The organism is Streptomyces sp. NPDC012769 (assembly GCF_042901205.1).
In the GTDB taxonomy this organism is placed as follows: Bacteria; Actinomycetota; Actinomycetes; order Streptomycetales; family Streptomycetaceae; genus Streptomyces.
On the sequence record NZ_JBIBCP010000001.1, the window covers coordinates 1,746,372 to 1,763,191 of the forward strand.

Genomic DNA, 16,820 nt, shown 5'->3' on the forward strand with positions numbered 1-16,820 from the left:
TGGTGCGGACGCGCGAGCGCCCGGCGCCGGTTCTCGGCGCCGGGCGACTGTGGTGAGCGTTACGCGCGACCCGCGGTCTTCTGCGTACGGCGGGAGACCGAGTCGATCACGACGGCGGCGAGCAGCACCGCGCCGGTGATCATGTTCTGGATGGCGTTGGACATGCCGATCATGTTCAGACCCTGCTGGATCGACTGGATCACGATCATGCCCAGGAGCGCGGACCAGACCTTGCCGCGGCCGCCGAAGAGGCTGGTGCCGCCGATCACGGCCGCGGCGATCACCAGCATCAGCGTGTTGCCGCCGCCCAGGCTCTTGGTGGCGCCGCCGGAGAGGCTGGCGATGAACAGGCCGCCGAAGGCCGCCAGGGTGCCGGAGATCGCGAAGACGGCGATCCGGACCCCGTCGACGTTGATGCCGGCGCGGCGGGCCGCCTCGGCGTTGCCGCCGACCGCGAAGACCTTGCGGCCGAAGAGGGTGCGGCGGGCGACGAAGTCGGCGGTCACCAGGACGGCCAGGAAGAGCACCAGGGCGAGCGGCAGGCCGCGGGCGCCGGCGGGCTCGTTCATGACGTACGCGACGAGGAGGACCAGGACCGCGACGACGGTGGTGCGCAGCGCGATCTCGGAGACCGGGCGGGCCGGGAGCAGCGCGGCCTTGCGGCGGCTGCTGTCGCGCAGCAGCGAGAAGAGGTACGCGGCGATCGCGACGAGCGCGAGGCCGTAGGCGGCGATCTTGTCGGCGAAGAAGTAGTTGGTGAGGTTCTCCACCACGCTGCCGGACGGCGTGTTGATGGAGCCCTCGCCGCCCATCAGCCACTCCTGGAAGCCCATCCAGCCGAGGAAGCCGGCGAGGGTGACCACGAACGCGGGGACGCCGATCTTGGCGAAGAAGAAGCCGTGCAGCGCGCCGATCACGGTGCCGGTGAGCACCGCGAGCACGATGGACAGCCACTCGTTCATCCCGTTGCTCACCTGGAGCCCGGCCCAGACGGCGGCGCCGACACCGGCGACGGAGCCCATGGAGAGGTCGATCTCGCCGAGGACGAGCACGAAGACGATGCCGACGGCCATGATGCCGAGGCCGGAGGCGTAGACGGCGACGTTGGCGACCGAGCTCGCGGACAGGAAGTTGCTGTTCTGGAGCTGGAAGACGACCGCGATGACGATCAGGCCGAGGATCACGGGCAGCGAGCCGAGCTCGCCGCCGCGGATCTTGCGGGTGAACTCGGTCCAGTAGCCCTTGAGGCCCTCCTCGCGGACGAGGAGGCGGGGGTCGACGGCCGGTACGGGCGCCGCGGACTCCAGGGCGGCCCTGTCCGGGGCGTCCTGGGGGGTGGTCTTGGCGAGGTCGCTCACTGGGCGTCCTCCTTCGCGGCGGTGTTCTCTGCGGACTCGGCGGACTCGGCGGTCTCGGCCTTACGGGCCTGGCGGCGGGTCACGGCGTTGTCCGTGGCGCCCGTGATGGCGGCGATGATCGTCTCGTGGGTGGTGTCCTTCACGTCGAAGACACCGTTGTTGCGGCCGAGGCGGAGCACGGCGACCTTGTCGGCGACCGCGCGGACGTCGGCCATGTTGTGGCTGATGAGGATGACGCCGTGGCCGCGCTCGCGCAGCCGCTCCACGAGGTCGAGCACCTGTGCGGTCTGCTCGACGCCGAGGGCGGCGGTGGGCTCGTCCAGGATGACGATCTTCGGGTCGCCGATCAGGGCGCGGGCGATGGCCACGACCTGGCGCTGACCGCCGGAGAGGGCGGCGACGGGGATGCGGACGGACGGGATCCGGATGGACAGGGTGTCCAGCAGCTCCCGGGCGCGCTTCTCCATGGCGATCTCGTCCAGGACGGTGCCGGAGCTGAGCTCGCTGCCGAGGAAGAGGTTGGCGACGACGTCGAGGTTGTCGCAGAGCGCCAGGTCCTGGTAGACGGTCGCGACCCCGAGGTTCTGGGAGTCGTGGGGCTTGGTGATCTGGACGGGACGGCCGTCCCATTCGATGGTGCCCTCGTCGATCGGGTGGACTCCCGAGATCGTCTTGACGAGGGTCGACTTGCCGGCGCCGTTGTCGCCCACCAGGGCGACGACCTCTCCGGCGTGGATCTCCAGATCGACATCGGTGAGCACCTGGACGGCGCCGAACCGCTTGGAGACCCCGCGCAACGCCAGCACGGGCGTAGCGGACACGTGAATCATCTCCTTCGCCGCCTGACCGGCGGGGATGTGGTGCGAGAAGTGCTGCGAGGTACGTCGGGTACCGCGAGGGGAGTCCGGCGCCCCGCCCCCGCTATGCGGGGCGTGGACGGGGCGGGGTGCGCCGGACCGGTTCCGTGGGGCGGGGCGGCTTACTTGATGCCCGCCGCCTCGCAGGCCGCCTTGTACTCGGCGGTGCAGATGTCGGCCGCCTTGTAGACGTTGTCCGCGATGATCGTGGAGGCGATGTTCTCCTTGGTCACGATCTGCGCGTCGTAGAGCTTGGCCGGGATGTCCTTGAACTCGCCGGTCAGGCTGGTGACCTTGGTGGTGACCAGGTCGTCGATCTTCTCGCCCTTGAGGAGCTTGACCGCGATCTCGGCGGTGGTCTCGGCCTCGGGCTTGATCTGCTTGTAGATGGTGAAGGCCTGGTCGCCCTTCAGGATGCGCTGCAGGCCCGCGAGTTCGGCGTCCTGGCCGCCGACCGGGACCTTGACGCCCTGCTTGTTGAGGGCGGTGATGATGCCGCCGGCCATGCCGTCGTTGGCGGAGTACACGCCCTGGAAGCCGTTCTTGCCCAGGGAGTCGATGGCGGCACCCATCTTCTTGTTGGCCTCGTCCGGGGACCAGTCCGGGATGTCCTGCTCGTAGACGACCTTCTTCACGCCGCCGTCGAGGACGCTGTGGGCGCCCTTCTTGAACAGCGGGGCGTTGGGGTCGGTCGGCGAGCCGTTGATCATGACGACGTTGGCGTCCTTGGCCTTGTCGCCGAGCGCCTTCACGAGGGCCTCGCCCTGGAGGCGGCCGATCTTCTCGTTGTCGTAGGAGACGTAGGCGGAGATCGGGCCCTCGGCCAGTCGGTCGTACGCGACGACCTTGACGCCCTTCTTCTCCGCCTGCTGCACCCAGGACTTGGTGGCCTTGTAGTCGACCGAGTCCAGGATGATGACCTTGACGCCCTGGGTGACGAGCGCGTCGAACTGCTTCTTCTGCGTCTCGGTGTCCTGCGCGGCGTTGTTGTACTTGACCTCGCAGTCCGAGCAGAGGGCCTTGATCTTCGCCTCGATGATCGGGCGGTCGAAGGTCTCGTAACGGGTGGTCTTGTTCTCCGGCAGCAGCAGACCGATGGTCTTGCCGTCACCACCCGCGTCGCCGGAGCCGTTGTCGCCGGCCTGGCCACAGGCGGCGAGGGAGAGGGCCATGGAAACCGCGGCCGTGCCTATGACGACGCGACGCGTCACTGCGTTCATGTGGGGTTGCCTCCCTGACGAGGCCGCGACATTGCGGCCGAGGTGGCTGGAAGTCAACTCGGCCGCAGGGTCGACGTCAAGGAGTAAATCCTTAACGAGATGACAACGGTGCCATCCGTTATCTAAGTGAAGGCAGGCGTCCTCGCTCCGGAGGCACCGGCCAGGGTCTTGGCAGACCCGTGCAACAGCGACGAATCGCCCATCTCGCTCAGGACGAGGGCGAGCGCGCCGAGCACCTCCGCGCGGCCGCCCAGGGCCCCGGGGGCAAGGGACAGCTGCCGGGCGGCGCTGGGGATGGCGTAGCGCGACACGGAGTCCCTGATGGGCGCCAGGACCAGCTCTCCCGCCTCGGCGAGATCGCCGCCGAGGACCACCCGGCTCGGGTTCAGAAGATTGCAGAGGTTGGCGACACCGCTGCCGATGTGCCGGCCGACGTCGGCGATCACCCGACGGCAGCCCGGGTCGCCCTCGCGGGCCAGCTGGACGACCCGTTCCATGGTCAGATCGGGGCCGTGGCTGGACTGCAGCAGCGGCAGTACGTAACGGGCGGCCGTGAAGGTCTCCAGGCAGCCCCGGTTGCCGCAGCGGCAGACCGGTCCCGACTCGTCGAGGGTGATGTGGCCGATCTCGCCGGCCGTGCCGCCCGGGCCCCGGTAGACCCGGCCGTCGATCACCAGCCCGGCGCCGACACCGCTGGCCACCTTGATGTACGCGAGGTCCTTCACGCCCCGGCCGCTGCCCCAGACCAGCTCGCCGAGGGCGCCGAGGTTGGCGTCGTTGTCCACGTGCACCGGGACGCCGAGGCGGCCGGAGAGCTCGTCGGCGGGGTTGATCCCGCTCCAGCCCGGCAGGATCGACGTGGAGCCCAGGGTGCCCGAGGAGACGTCGATCGGGCCGGGCACGCCGAGACCGACCCCGACGACCTTGTCCCGGCCGATGCCGGTGGCCGCGATCAAGCGGCTGACCAGCTGTTCCGCCCGGTCGAAGCCCTCCGCGGCGGAGGCGTCCACGTCCAGCGGCTCGGCCTCCTCGGCGAGCACCTGGTGCGCCAGGTTGCCCACCGCGACCCGCAGGTGCGTATGGCCGAAGTCGACACCGATGACGATGCCGGCGTCACCGCTGAGCGAGACGCTGCGGGCCCGGCGGCCCCCCGCGGAGGTCGGGGTGACCTCGACGGTGCCGCCGTCCTTCAGTTCCCGCACGATGTTGGAGACCGTGGCGGCGGACAGGCCCGTCGCCCGGGCGATCTCCGCCTGGGTGAGCGATCCGGCCATCCGTACCGCCCGGACGACCCGCTCCAGATTGGCCCGGTGCAGCGAGGACTGCGACCCCGGAGTCTCCATTGACTCTCTCCACCCTACGACGTGTACAAGTTATGAACTCCAAGCTCCTTCGTGGGGCTTGTCGTCGTCAAGTCCTCGACGGTAGTGGAATTCGGAACGAAAAGGTCCGGCCCCGGAGAGCGACTCTCCGGGGCCGGACCTGTCGGACCGTACGGCGGTGCGGACCGTTACTTGAGCGTGGCCGAAGTGAGACCTGCCTGGACCTGCCGCTGGAAGGACAGGTAGACCACCAGCATCGGCACCATGGCGATGGTCACGCCGGCGAAGAGCACCGGCAGGTCCGTCGCGTACCCCTGCTGCTGTTCGAGCTGGATCAGGCCCTGGGTGAGCACGTACCGCTCCGGGTCGTCACCGCTCTGCGGCTGCATGAGCACGGTCGGCAGGATGAACTGGTTCCACTGCCCCAGCGTGTTGAAGATGCCGACGCTCAGCAGGCCCGGCTTGGCCATCGGCAGCATGACCTGGAAGAAGGCCCGGGTGTGCGAGGCCCCGTCCAGGATCGCGGCCTCGAAGACCGCCGTCGGCAGCGTCCTGAAGAAGGAGTGCATGAAGAAGACGGTGAACGGCATCGAGTACGCGACGTACACCAGGATCAGGCCCTGGTAGGTGTTGAGCATCCCGAGCATCTTCACCATGAAGAAGAGCGGGACGAGCGCGAGGAAGACCGGGAACATCGCGCCGGCGACGAAGAAGTAGTAGATCAGCCGGTTGCCCCAGAACTCGTAGCGCGCCAGCACGTACGCCGCCATGGAGCCGAACAGCATGGTCAGCGGCACCGAGAACACCAGGACGATCACGGTGTTGACGAAGTAGTCGCCGATGCCCTTGTCCCAGGCCCGGGCGAAGACGTCGAGGGACCAGTTCGACGGCCAGCCGAAGGCCGACCCGGCGATCTGGGAGTCGGTCTTGAAGGAGCTGAGCACCAGCCACAGCAGCGGCAGCACGATCAGCAGGGCCCACACGGCGAGGAAGCCGTGGGAGAAGACGTTCAGGACGACGCCCTCGCGGGCCGGGCCGGGGGCGGGGATGCTGCCCTTGCGGCCGGCCCGCTGCCGGGGCACCGAGCCGGCGGCCTCGGCGGCCGGGCTCGCGTCGGACTTCTGGATGGGTGCAGTCATCGTTACGTTCTCCCGCTCAGAACTCGAGGCGCTCGCGGCGGGTGGCGCGCAGCGTGACCACGGACACGATCAGGGTGAGGAGCAGCATGACCACGCCCATGGCGCAGGCGTAGCCGCTCTTGCCGAAGTAGAGGAAGTTGCGCATCATGACCGTCGACATGACCTCGCTGTGGTGGTCGGGGCCACCGCCGTAGTCGCCCGAGGTCATGGTCGAGACGAGGACGAACATGTCCATCGCCACGATGCCGAGGTACACCCAGGCGGTCTGCACGGAGTCCCACAGCAGCGGCAGGGTGATGCGGAAGAAGGACTGGGCGCGGCCGGCGCCGTCGATCAGCGCGGCCTCGTAGATGTCCCTGGGGATGGACTGCATGGCGGCGGAGAACAGCACCAGGTAGAAGCCGACGCCGTGCCAGACGACGACCGCCATGAGGGCCCACAGGACGAAGCTGGGCTCGTTGAGCCACTCGATGGGGCGGTCGGACTCGATGAGGCCGAGCTTCAGCAGGATGCCGTTGAGCATGCCGCCGGTGTCGCTGCGGTACACGGCGCCGAAGAGCACCGCGAGGATCGCGAGCGAGAGCACCTGCGGGAAGAAGTAGACGACCTTGTAGAACTTGGAGCCGGCGACGCCGGACACGCCGCCGGCCCTGCCGCCGCCGCCCGCGTTCACCATGAAGGCGAGGAAGAGCGCGAGCAGAATGGTGATCACCGGAATGAACACCAGGAACAGGATGTTGTGCCAGACCGCTCCGAGGAAGACGTCGTCCTCGAGGAGTGCGACGTAATTGTCGAGACCGACGAACGAGAAGGTCTGCGACTGCCCCTTCCAGTCGGTCAGCGAGTAGCCGAACGTCTGGATGTACGGCCAGATGACGAAGACCAGATAGAGGGCCACGGGTATGAAGAGGAATCCCGTGACGAACGTGTACTGCCCTTTGCGCATGGCGTTCCTGTCCCTGATGTTCCCGGCGACGAGAGTTCCCGGCGTGATGCGCGGGATGGGTCCGCGAATCAGTCGCGGCGGTTCTTCTTGGACGCCGGGTCCTTGGCGGCCTTGTCGACGGCGGCCTGGGCCCGCTTGAGCCATTCCGCGGGCTGGATGCGCTTGGCCATCAGCTCGTTCGACGCGTTCTGGATCTCGGTGTCCATCTCGCTGTACCACTCGGTGTACAGGTAGCGGAACGTGTTCGGGCCCGCCTTCTTGGACGCCTCGACGGTGGACTGGGTGCCGGGACGGAGCTTGACGCTCGGGTCCACGCCGTCGGCGAGGATGGTGAGCGAGTTGGCCTCCTTGGCGAAGAGCGTCGACCACTCCTTGGAGAGCATCATCCGCATGAACTCCTTGGCCTCGGCGAGGTTCTTGGCCTTGGACGGGATGATGAAGGGCTCGCCGGAGCCGGCGCGGATCGCCTCGTACGGCATCTTGCTGCCGGGCAGCAGCGGCATCGGCATGAACTTCATGTCGAAGTCGGCCGGGGTCTGCTTGATCTGCTCGTTCTCCAGCCAGGAACCGCAGGTGATGAAGGCGGCCTTGTACTGGTTCCAGCGGGTCTGGGACTCGGTGTGCTCCAGGCCGTTGGTGCCGGGCATGAGGTAGCCCTTCTCGACCACCTCGTAGATCGCCTCGACGGCCTGCTTGGCGGCGTCGGAGCCGACGAAGGCCTTGGGGTCGAGGTTGTCGATCGCCTTCATGGCCTCCAGACCGCCGGTCTTGGCGATCAGGTCCATGATGGCGACGTTGATGTAGTACGGGTACTTGCCCTGGTGGGCGAGGCCGCCGATGCCCTGGGCGGTGGCCTCCTTGCAGATGGCGAGGAACTCGTCCCAGGTCTTCGGCTCCGTCCAGCCCTTCTCCTTGAAGAGCTTGCCGGAGTACCACAGGCCCCACACCGTGTAGATGTAGTTGAGGGCGACGACCTTGCCCTCCTGCAGGCCCGGGTCGAGGGTGCCGGGGATGAGGGTGTCGCGGACCTTCTTGTTCGGGTCGTCGACCGACGGCGCGTCGAGGACCTCGGCGAGGTCGAGCAGCTGGTCGTTCTTGTACAGGACGTCGATCTTGATCTTCTGGGCGCCGGAGTCGTCGACGATGTCCGGCGGGTTGCCGGCGTTGAAGCGCGGCTGGAGCTTGCCGGTGATCTCCTGGGTGCCGGTGTGGGTGGCGGTGATGCCCCACTTCTTGTTGAAGCTGGCCTCCCACGCCTTGGCGTACTCGTCGCCGTATCCGCCCTTGAAGACGACGACGTCGATCTTGCCGCCCTTGGCCACGCCGAACGGATTGTCCTTGGTCTTCTCGCCCTTGGGCTTGTCGTTGTCCGTGCTGTCGCCACCGCTGGAGGCGCACGCGGACAGGAAACTCATGGTGGGCACCGAGATCAGACCGAGTGCGGCGGAACGCTTGATCAGATCGCGACGGCCGAGACCGTCGTTCTTCGGGGCGGAGGTGGATCCCATGCTCAAGTCCTCGCCTTCATTCAGGACTCAGGCGGTGTACCGGTCGCCCGTACTTCACTCGCCTCAGGCGAAGGGCCCCGCCACCGCGGTCAATTGCAGCTGGGTCGTGCAGGCGTCGGGCCGTCGCGTGCAGTAATACGACGGGTCGGACGCCGACAGGTATAGTCCACTTCCCTTCGCGGGAGCAAGATCGAAACCAGCTTTCCCCGGCAGTCTTCTCCGAGTTGAGACCTGCGGGATATCCGAGCCGTTTCTGCCCCGTTTCCTCCCTCCCTCTTTCGTCAACACCCTTGACACCCCCTGGCCGTTGCCCTTCTCCTGGGTTCTCGCGCCATCGGAGTGACAACGTTGTCTAGAACGAGCGGCAGGAGCGACGACACGGCATGCGGTCCCATTTCAGAGCGGTCTCGCTGGCGGCCTCGGCGGCCTTGGTCCTGAGCCTCACCCCCGCGGTGGCACAGGCGCTTCCGGGTCAACCGGACAACTCCGGACGGGAGTTCACGACCTCCTTCGAAGCGGACGAAACGCCACCGACCTGGCGGAACACCATCGAGGTCGGCCCCGACGGAAAGAAGCGGACATCCGGTGTCGACGGCGGCTACGTCACCGGCATCCCCGGCAATGTCACCGACCGGGTGGTGGCCGTGCGCGCCAGCGGCGAGCACGCGGGCGCCGGTGAGGTGAAGGAGAACCTGGTCGACCTCCAGGCGGGCACCAAGTGGCTGGTCTTCGAGCCCACCGCCTGGCTGGAGTTCGACCTCGACGCGCCGGTGAAGCTGGCGACCTACGCGCTGACCTCGGCCAACGACGCCGCCGAGCGCGACCCTCGCGACTGGACCCTCAAGGGCTCGGCCGACGGCAAGGAGTGGACGGTCCTCGACACCCGGGCGGGCGAGAGCTTCGCCAAGCGCTTCGAGACGAGGACGTACGACATCCCGGGCGCCTCGGGCGGCGGCGCGAACGCCTACGCCCACTACCGCCTGGAGATCACGAAGAACGCGGGCGCGGGCCTGACCCAGCTCGCCGACGTTCAGTTCTCGAACGGGGACACCTCCCAGCCCGTCCCCGAGGAGATGCGCAGCCACACCGACCGGGGCCCCAGCGGCTCCCCCACCGCCAAGGCCGGCGCGGGCTTCACCGGGAAGCGGGCGCTGCGCTACGCCGGAACCCACAAGGGCGAGGGCCGGGCGTACTCGTACAACAAGGTCTTCGACGTCGACACCCGGATCGTGCGGAACACCGAGCTGTCCTACACGATCTTCCCCTCGATGCCGGCGTCCGAGACGGACCTGAACTACCCGGCCACGAACGTCTCCGTCGACCTGGCCTTCACCGACGGCACCTATCTGAGCGAGCTGGGCGCCCGCGACGCCCACGGCGGGCTGCTCGGCCCGCAGGGGCAGGGGGCCGCCAAGCGCCTCTACGTCAACCAGTGGAACCGGGTCACCGCCCGCATCGGCGAGGTGGCGAACGGAAAGACCGTGGACCGGATCCTCGTGGCGTACGACTCCCCCAGGGGACCGGCGAAGTTCCAGGGCTGGATCGACGACCTCACGATCGCGCCCAAGGCGCCCCGGGAGCCGTACGAGCGGCTCTCCGACTACGCGTCGACGGTCCGCGGCACGAACTCCTCCGGTTCCTTCTCGCGCGGCAACACCTTCCCCGCCACCGCCGTCCCGCACGGCTTCAACTTCTGGACGCCGGTGACCAACGCGGCCACCCAGAGCTGGATCTACGAGTACGCGCGCGGCAACAACGCGGACAACCTGCCCACCCTCCAGGCGCTGTCCGCGAGCCACCAGCCGAGCCCCTGGATGGGCGACCGGCAGACCTTCCAGGTGATGCCCTCGGCCGCCGCCGGCACCCCGCCGGCCGACCGGTCGGCCCGCGCCCTGCCCTTCCGCCACGCGAACGAGACGGCGAAGCCGCACTACTACGGCGTCACGTTCGAGAACGGTCTGAAGGCCGAGATCGCCCCGGCCGACCACGCGGCCGCGATGCGCTTCACCTATCCCGGGGACGACGCGAGCGTCGTCTTCGACAATGTCAACGACCAGGGCGGACTCACCCTCGACCCGGGGACCCGCTCCTTCAGCGGCTGGTCGGACGTGAAGAGCGGTCTGTCCACCGGCGCGGGCCGGATGTTCGTGTACGGCGTCTTCGACGCGCCGGTCACGGCGTCGGCCGCCCAAGGCGTGAAGGGACACCTCCGCTTCGACGCGGGCGAGGACCGCACGGTCGGGCTGCGGATCGCCACCTCCCTCATCTCGGTCGAGCAGGCGAAGGCCAACCTCGCCGACGAGATCCCCGAGGGCACCGGCTTCGACACCGTGCGGGAGCGGGCGCAGGACGCCTGGGACGAGGTGCTCGGCCGGGTCACCGTCGAGGGCGCGACCCACGACCAGCTCGTGACCCTCTACTCCAGCCTCTACCGGCTCTACCTCTACCCCAACTCCGGCTTCGAGAAGGTCGGTTCGACGTACAAGTACGCCAGCCCCTTCTCCGCACCGGTCGGGCCCGACACCCCGACCCGTACCGGCGCGAGGATCGTGGACGGCAAGGCGTACGTCAACAACGGCTTCTGGGACACCTACCGGACGACCTGGCCGGCCTATTCCTTCCTCACCCCGAAGAAGGCGGGCGAGCTGGTCGACGGCTTCGTGCAGCAGTACAAGGACGGCGGCTGGATCTCCCGCTGGTCCTCCCCCGGCTACGCGGACCTGATGACCGGCACCTCCTCGGACGTGGCCTTCGCCGACGCGTACGTCAAGGGCGTCGACTTCGACGCGGAGGCGGCGTACGAGGCGGCGCTGAAGAACGCGACGGTCGTGCCGCCGAGCCGGGGCGTGGGCCGCAAGGGCATGGACACCTCCCCCTTCACCGGCTACGCCTCGACCGCGACGCACGAGGGTCTGTCCTGGTCGCTGGAGGGCTACCTCAACGACTACGGCATCGCGAGGATGGCGCAGGCGCTCCACGAGAGGACTGGGAAGCAGCGGTACAAGGAGGAGTCGGCGTACTTCCTCAACCGGGCCCGGAACTACGTCACGCTGTTCGACGCGAAGGCGGGCGCGGGCGCAGGTCCGGTCGCCGGCTTCTTCCAGGGCCGGGACGCCAAGGGTGCCTGGCGGGTGCCCTCGGAGTCGTACGACCCGCGGATCTGGGGCCACGACTACACGGAGACCAACGGCTGGGGCTATGCCTTCACCGCCCCGCAGGACTCCCGCGGCCTGGCCAACCTGTACGGCGGGCGCACGGGCCTCGCGCGGAAGCTGGACGCCTACTTCTCCACGCCGGAGACGGCGAGCCCCGACCTCGCCGGCTCGTACGGCAGCGTCATCCACGAGATGACGGAGGCGCGGGACGTGCGGATGGGCATGTACGGGCACTCCAACCAGGTCGCCCACCACGTGCCGTACATGTACGACGCGGCCGGGCAGCCGTGGCGGACGGCCGAGAAGGTCCGCGAGGTGCTCTCCCGGCTCTACACCGGCAGTGAGATCGGCCAGGGCTACCACGGCGACGAGGACAACGGCGAGCAGTCGGCCTGGTTCCTCTTCTCGGCGCTCGGCTTCTACCCGCTGGTGATGGGCAGCGGGGAGTACGCGATCGGCTCGCCGCTCTTCACGAAGGCGACCGTGCGGATGGACAACGGCCGCACCCTGGTGGTCGAGGCCCCGCGGAACAGCGCCCGCAACATCTACGTGCAGGGCGTGAAGCTGAACGGCAAGCGGTGGAACTCGACGGCGCTGCCGCACGAGCTGCTCGCGAAGGGCGGCACGCTGAAGTTCGACATGGGTCCGAAGCCGTCGGCGTGGGGCACGGGTGCCTCGGCGGCCCCGGTCTCGGTCACCGAGGACGACCGGGTGCCGGCACCGCGCGCGGACCTGGTCGGGGGCGCGGGCGCGGGTCCGCTGTTCGACGACACCTCGGCCACGGCCGGGCCGCTGGCCGGCGCCGTGGAGCTGCCGGTGGCGAAGCCGGTCCGCGCGGTCCAGTACACGCTGACCTCGTCCGTACGGGACACGGCGCCGACCGGCTGGGTCCTCCAGGGCTCGGCGGACGGCACCACGTGGCAGGACCTGGACCGGCGGACGGGCGAGTCGTTCGCCTGGGACCGGCAGACCCGGGCCTTCTCGGTCGCCGCGCCGGGTTCGTACGCGAAGTACCGCCTGGTGGCGGTCGGCGCGGGCGCGACGCTGGCGGAGGTGGAGCTGCTCGGCTAACGGTCCCGCTCGTCGTCGTACTCCCGGTCGTGCGTGGGCGCGGCGGGGAGTTCGCGTTCCAGGGCCTCGCGGTAGCGGACGCAGCCGCGCAGGAACCGGGGCCAGGGCGGGACGGCGACCTCGGGCGCGATCGGTTCGGGGAGCAGGCCCCAGAGCTGGGGGTGGTGCCAGCACAGGTCGTGTCCGGTGCTGTCGCGGTGGGCGCGGATCCCGGCCCGCAGCCGCTTCGCCTCCGCGAGGAGCGCGTCGCGGTCGAGCCCGTCGAGGTCGTGGTCCGGATCGTGGTCGACGTCCATGGCGCGCAGGATAGGTGCCCCGGAACGACGGAATCGGCCGCCACCCCGAGCGGGGTGGCGGCCGATTCGGCGTGCGTCGTGGTGACTAGCCGCGACTGCGCTCAGCCACGGATGAGGTTGCGCAGCACGTACTGCATGATGCCGCCGTTGCGGTAGTAGTCCGCCTCACCGGGGGTGTCGATGCGGACGACCGCGTCGAACTCGACACCGGTGTCGGTGGTCACCTTGACCGTGCTCGGCGTGGTGCCCTCGTTCAGCTCGGTGATGCCGGTGATGGAGAAGGTCTCCTCACCGGTCAGGCCGAGGGAGTCGGCCGACTGGCCGGCCGGGAACTGGAGCGGGAGGACGCCCATGCCGATGAGGTTCGAGCGGTGGATGCGCTCGTACGACTCGGTGATGACGGCCTTGACGCCGAGGAGGGCCGTGCCCTTGGCCGCCCAGTCGCGGGACGAGCCGGAGCCGTACTCCTTGCCGCCCAGGATGACCAGCGGGGTGCCGGCGGCCTGGTAGTTCTGCGAGGCGTCGTAGATGAAGGAGACCGGGCCGCCCTCCTGCGTGAAGTCGCGGGTGTAGCCGCCCTCGGTGCCCGGCGCGATCTGGTTGCGCAGGCGGATGTTGGCGAAGGTGCCGCGGATCATGACCTCGTGGTTGCCTCGGCGCGAGCCGTAGGAGTTGAAGTCACGACGCTCCACACCGTGCTCGGTGAGGTACTTGCCGGCCGGGGTGTCGGCCTTGATGGCACCGGCCGGGGAGATGTGGTCGGTGGTGACCGAGTCGCCGAGCTTCGCGAGCACGCGGGCGCCCGTGATGTCGGTGACCGGGGAGGTCTCCATCGTCATGCCCTCGAAGTACGGGGGCTTGCGGACGTAGGTGGACTGCGGGTCCCACTCGAAGGTGTTGCCGGTCGGGATCGACAGCGCCTGCCACTGGGCGTCGCCCGCGAAGACGTCGCTGTAGGACTTGGAGAACATGTCCTCGCCGATGGCGTTGGCGACGACGTCGTTGACCTCGGCCTCGGAGGGCCAGATGTCGGCCAGGTAGACCGGCTTGCCGTCCTGGTCGGTGCCGAGGGCGTCCTTGGTGATGTCCACCTTCATGGAGCCCGCGATGGCGTACGCGACGACCAGCGGCGGGGAGGCCAGGTAGTTCATCTTGACGTCGGGGTTGATGCGGCCCTCGAAGTTCCGGTTGCCGGAGAGGACCGAGGTGACCGCGAGGTCGTGCTCGTTGACGGCCTTGGAGACCTCCTCCGGCAGCGGGCCGGAGTTGCCGATGCAGGTGGTGCAGCCGTAGCCGACGAGGTTGAAGCCGACCTTGTCGAGGTACGGGGTCAGGCCCGCCTTGTCGAAGTAGTCGGTGACGACCTTCGAGCCCGGGGCGAGGGTGGTCTTGACCCACGGCTTGCGGGTCAGGCCCTTCTCCACGGCCTTCTTCGCGACGAGCGCGGCGGCGACCATGACGTACGGGTTCGAGGTGTTGGTGCAGGAGGTGATCGCGGCGACGGTGACGGCGCCGTGGTCGATCTCGTAGGTCGAGCCGTCGGGGGCGGTCACCTGGACCGGCTTCGACGGGGCGCCGTTGGGGTGGTTGGCCGGGGCGTCGGAGGCCGGGAAGGACTCCTTGCCCGCCTCGTCCACGTCGTCCACGTAGTTGCGGACGTCCTGGGCGAACTGCGCGGCGGCGTTGGCGAGGACGATGCGGTCCTGCGGGCGCTTCGGGCCGGCGATCGACGGGACGACGGTGGAGAGGTCGAGCTCCAGCTTCTCGGAGAAGTCGGGCTCGGCGGCCGGGTCGAGCCAGAGGCCCTGCTCCTTGGCGTACGCCTCGACGAGCGCGACCTGCTGCTCGGAGCGGCCGGTGAGCTTGAGGTAGTTCAGGGTCTCGCCGTCGATCGGGAAGATCGCGGCGGTGGAGCCGAACTCCGGCGACATGTTGCCGATGGTGGCGCGGTTGGCGAGCGAGGTGGCGGCGACGCCCTCACCGTAGAACTCGACGAACTTGCCGACGACGCCGTGCTTGCGCAGCATCTCGGTGATCGTGAGGACGAGGTCGGTGGCGGTGGTGCCGGTGGGCAGCTCGCCGGTCAGCTTGAAGCCGACGACGCGCGGGATCAGCATGGAGACCGGCTGGCCGAGCATGGCGGCCTCGGCCTCGATGCCGCCGACGCCCCAGCCGAGCACGCCGAGGCCGTTGACCATGGTGGTGTGCGAGTCGGTGCCGACGAGGGTGTCGGGGTACGCCTGGCCGTTGCGGACCATGACGGTGCGGGCCAGGTGCTCGATGTTCACCTGGTGGACGATGCCGGTGCCCGGGGGGACGACCTTGAAGTCGTCGAAGGCGGTCTGGCCCCAGCGCAGGAACTGGTAGCGCTCCTTGTTGCGGCCGTACTCCAGCTCGACGTTCTGCGCGAACGCGTCGTTGGTGCCGAACTTGTCCGCGATGACGGAGTGGTCGATGACCATCTCGGCCGGGGAGAGCGGGTTGATCTTCGCCGGGTCGCCGCCGAGCGCCGCGACGGCCTCGCGCATGGTGGCGAGGTCGACGACACAGGGGACACCGGTGAAGTCCTGCATGATCACGCGCGCCGGCGTGAACTGGATCTCCTGGCTGGGCTGGGCCTGGGAGTCCCAGTTGCCGAGGGCCCGGATGTGGTCGGCGGTGATGTTCGCGCCGTCCTCGGTGCGGAGCAGGTTCTCCAGCAGAACCTTAAGGCTGTAGGGGAGCCGGGCCGAGCCCTCCACCTTGTCCAGGCGGAAGATCTCGTACGACTCGTCGCCCACGCGCAGCGTGCTGCGGGCGTCGAAGCTGTTCGCCGACACGACAGTCTCCTTCATATATGTGCGCGTTCCACCACATCCTGCCGCCACGTACACGTCGTCGATCCGCTAAGGTAAGGCTAAGTTAGGTAACCCTTACCGGTGGCGGCAGCGGTGCGCCTCGGCAGATATCTCGATGTCGAGATAACTCTAGTACATCACCGGCGGTCGGTCATGCCCCGCCATGCGCGACGCCGGTCACGATCGGGCGGCGGTGTGGGCGCGACGGGGCCTCGTCAGGACTGCGCCGGGGCCGCTCCCGCACCGAGGAACGCGGTCATGGCGGCGGTGAAGAGCTCAGGGTCGTCGAGCCACGGGTAGTGCCCGGCTCCGGGCAGCACGGTGAAGGCGGCGTCCGGGAAGAGGCCGGCGAACTCGGCCACCGCGCCCGGCGGGCTGTTCGGATCGAGCTCGCCGGCGAGCAGCAGGACCGGGACGCCGTCGAGGGCGGCGAGGGCCGCGCGGGTGGCGGCCGGCGTGAAGGCCCCCTCGGTGCCGAAGCGGGCGAGCGCCTCGGGGGTGCCGGGGCGGCCGGCGGCGTGGTGGCGCCGGGCGGCCTCGTCCCAGCGGCCGTAACGGAAGGGGGCGACGGCCTCCCAGTCCGCCCCCGTGCCGGCGTTGATCGCCTCGAGGGCCGCGAAGGCCTCCGGGAACCACGGCTCACGCGCGCGCAGCCGCGCGAGGGCCATGCGGTCCGCGGCCGTGATGTCGATGCCGACGGCGCGGGTGCCGGGGGTGACGAGGGCGAGGCGCGCCACGCGGTGCGGGTGGCGGGCGGCGTACTGGGTGGCGATGTTGGCGCCGGCGGAGTGCCCGAGGAGGTCGATCCGTTCGAGGCCGAGGTGGACGCGCAGGGCCTCGACGTCGTCGACGAGCCGGTCGCAGCGGTAGGTGGCGGGATCCCGGGGCGTCGCGGAGCGGCCGGTGCCGCGCAGGTCGGGGATGACCAGGGTGCGGTGTGCGGTCAGGCCGCCGAGGTCGCCGAGGTACGCGGAGTCGGCGGGGCCGCCGGGGACGCAGAGCAGCGGGGCGCCGGAGCCGGTGGCGCGGTGGGCGAGGCGGGTGCCGTCGGCGCCGGCGAAGGAGTCGATCGCGGCCATGGCGTCCAGAGAATCCATCGAGTCCATTGAGT

11 protein-coding genes are annotated in these 16,820 nt (G+C 69.2%); 1 reads left to right on the top strand and 10 read right to left on the bottom strand.

Annotation, left to right across the window (positions count from 1 at the left end; all coding sequences use genetic code 11):
• Positions 1–59: 59 nt before the first annotated feature.
• The 7 genes from ACFY7C_RS07785 to ngcE form a co-directional block, all read right to left on the bottom strand.
• A complete protein-coding gene (locus ACFY7C_RS07785; RefSeq protein WP_389645289.1) occupies positions 60–1,358 on the bottom strand; it encodes a sugar ABC transporter permease in 1,299 nt (432 codons plus the stop codon).
• A complete protein-coding gene (locus ACFY7C_RS07790) occupies positions 1,355–2,188 on the bottom strand; it encodes an ATP-binding cassette domain-containing protein (protein ID WP_389645292.1) in 834 nt (277 codons plus the stop codon). Before ACFY7C_RS07790 ends, ACFY7C_RS07785 begins: the two co-directional genes overlap by 4 nt.
• 149 nt (positions 2,189–2,337) lie before the next feature.
• Entirely contained in the window at positions 2,338–3,435 is a 1,098-nt protein-coding gene (locus ACFY7C_RS07795; RefSeq protein ID WP_389645295.1) for a substrate-binding domain-containing protein, read from the bottom strand.
• A gap of 122 nt (positions 3,436–3,557) precedes the next feature.
• A complete protein-coding gene (locus ACFY7C_RS07800; protein WP_389645299.1) occupies positions 3,558–4,778 on the bottom strand; it encodes an ROK family protein in 1,221 nt (406 codons plus the stop codon).
• Positions 4,779–4,945: 167 nt separating this feature from the next.
• A complete protein-coding gene (locus ACFY7C_RS07805) occupies positions 4,946–5,896 on the bottom strand; it encodes a carbohydrate ABC transporter permease (RefSeq protein WP_389645302.1) in 951 nt (316 codons plus the stop codon).
• 16 nt (positions 5,897–5,912) lie between these two features.
• A complete protein-coding gene (locus tag ACFY7C_RS07810; protein WP_389645305.1) occupies positions 5,913–6,842 on the bottom strand; it encodes a carbohydrate ABC transporter permease in 930 nt (309 codons plus the stop codon).
• Positions 6,843–6,910: 68 nt separating this feature from the next.
• Entirely contained in the window at positions 6,911–8,350 is a 1,440-nt protein-coding gene (ngcE, locus tag ACFY7C_RS07815; protein ID WP_389645308.1) for an N-acetylglucosamine/diacetylchitobiose ABC transporter substrate-binding protein, read from the bottom strand.
• A gap of 383 nt (positions 8,351–8,733) precedes the next feature.
• Here ngcE and ACFY7C_RS07820 point away from each other — a divergent pair, with 383 nt between their 5' ends.
• Positions 8,734–12,576: a GH92 family glycosyl hydrolase gene (locus ACFY7C_RS07820; protein WP_389645311.1), complete on the top strand. Its 3,843-nt coding sequence runs from the start codon at positions 8,734–8,736 to the stop codon at positions 12,574–12,576.
• On the opposite strand, the gene ACFY7C_RS07825 is transcribed toward ACFY7C_RS07820, so the two are convergent.
• From ACFY7C_RS07825 to ACFY7C_RS07835, 3 genes are all read right to left on the bottom strand, one after another.
• The gene (locus ACFY7C_RS07825) at positions 12,573–12,872 is read right to left on the bottom strand and encodes a hypothetical protein (RefSeq protein WP_389645314.1); all 300 of its coding nucleotides are present in this window, start codon (positions 12,870–12,872) and stop codon (positions 12,573–12,575) included. The two genes, ACFY7C_RS07820 and ACFY7C_RS07825, sit on opposite strands and share 4 nt — an antisense overlap.
• Positions 12,873–12,973: 101 nt before the next feature.
• Positions 12,974–15,706, bottom strand: coding sequence for an aconitate hydratase AcnA (acnA, locus tag ACFY7C_RS07830; RefSeq protein ID WP_389645317.1), 2,733 nt, complete (start codon positions 15,704–15,706; stop codon positions 12,974–12,976).
• A gap of 218 nt (positions 15,707–15,924) precedes the next feature.
• Positions 15,925–16,806 (bottom strand): alpha/beta fold hydrolase, encoded by an 882-nt coding sequence (locus ACFY7C_RS07835; protein WP_389645320.1) that lies wholly within the window; start codon positions 16,804–16,806, stop codon positions 15,925–15,927.
• Between the last annotated feature and the right edge of the window lie 14 nt (positions 16,807–16,820).

What these genes read in the sequence shown, in the direction of transcription:
- ACFY7C_RS07790 (WP_389645292.1), bottom strand. Translation starts at nt 2,188, where the DNA reads ATGATTCACGTGTCCGCTACGCCCGTGCTGGCGTTGCGCGGGGTCTCC.
- ACFY7C_RS07795 (WP_389645295.1), bottom strand. Translation starts at nt 3,435, where the DNA reads ATGAACGCAGTGACGCGTCGCGTCGTCATAGGCACGGCCGCGGTTTCC.
- ACFY7C_RS07800 (WP_389645299.1), bottom strand. Translation starts at nt 4,778, where the DNA reads ATGGAGACTCCGGGGTCGCAGTCCTCGCTGCACCGGGCCAATCTGGAG.
- ACFY7C_RS07805 (WP_389645302.1), bottom strand. Translation starts at nt 5,896, where the DNA reads ATGACTGCACCCATCCAGAAGTCCGACGCGAGCCCGGCCGCCGAGGCC.
- ACFY7C_RS07810 (WP_389645305.1), bottom strand. Translation starts at nt 6,842, where the DNA reads ATGCGCAAAGGGCAGTACACGTTCGTCACGGGATTCCTCTTCATACCC.
- ngcE (WP_389645308.1), bottom strand. Translation starts at nt 8,350, where the DNA reads ATGGGATCCACCTCCGCCCCGAAGAACGACGGTCTCGGCCGTCGCGAT.
- ACFY7C_RS07820 (WP_389645311.1), top strand. Translation starts at nt 8,734, where the DNA reads ATGCGGTCCCATTTCAGAGCGGTCTCGCTGGCGGCCTCGGCGGCCTTG.
- ACFY7C_RS07825 (WP_389645314.1), bottom strand. Translation starts at nt 12,872, where the DNA reads ATGGACGTCGACCACGATCCGGACCACGACCTCGACGGGCTCGACCGC.
- acnA (WP_389645317.1), bottom strand. Translation starts at nt 15,706, where the DNA reads ATGAAGGAGACTGTCGTGTCGGCGAACAGCTTCGACGCCCGCAGCACG.
- ACFY7C_RS07835 (WP_389645320.1), bottom strand. Translation starts at nt 16,806, where the DNA reads ATGGATTCTCTGGACGCCATGGCCGCGATCGACTCCTTCGCCGGCGCC.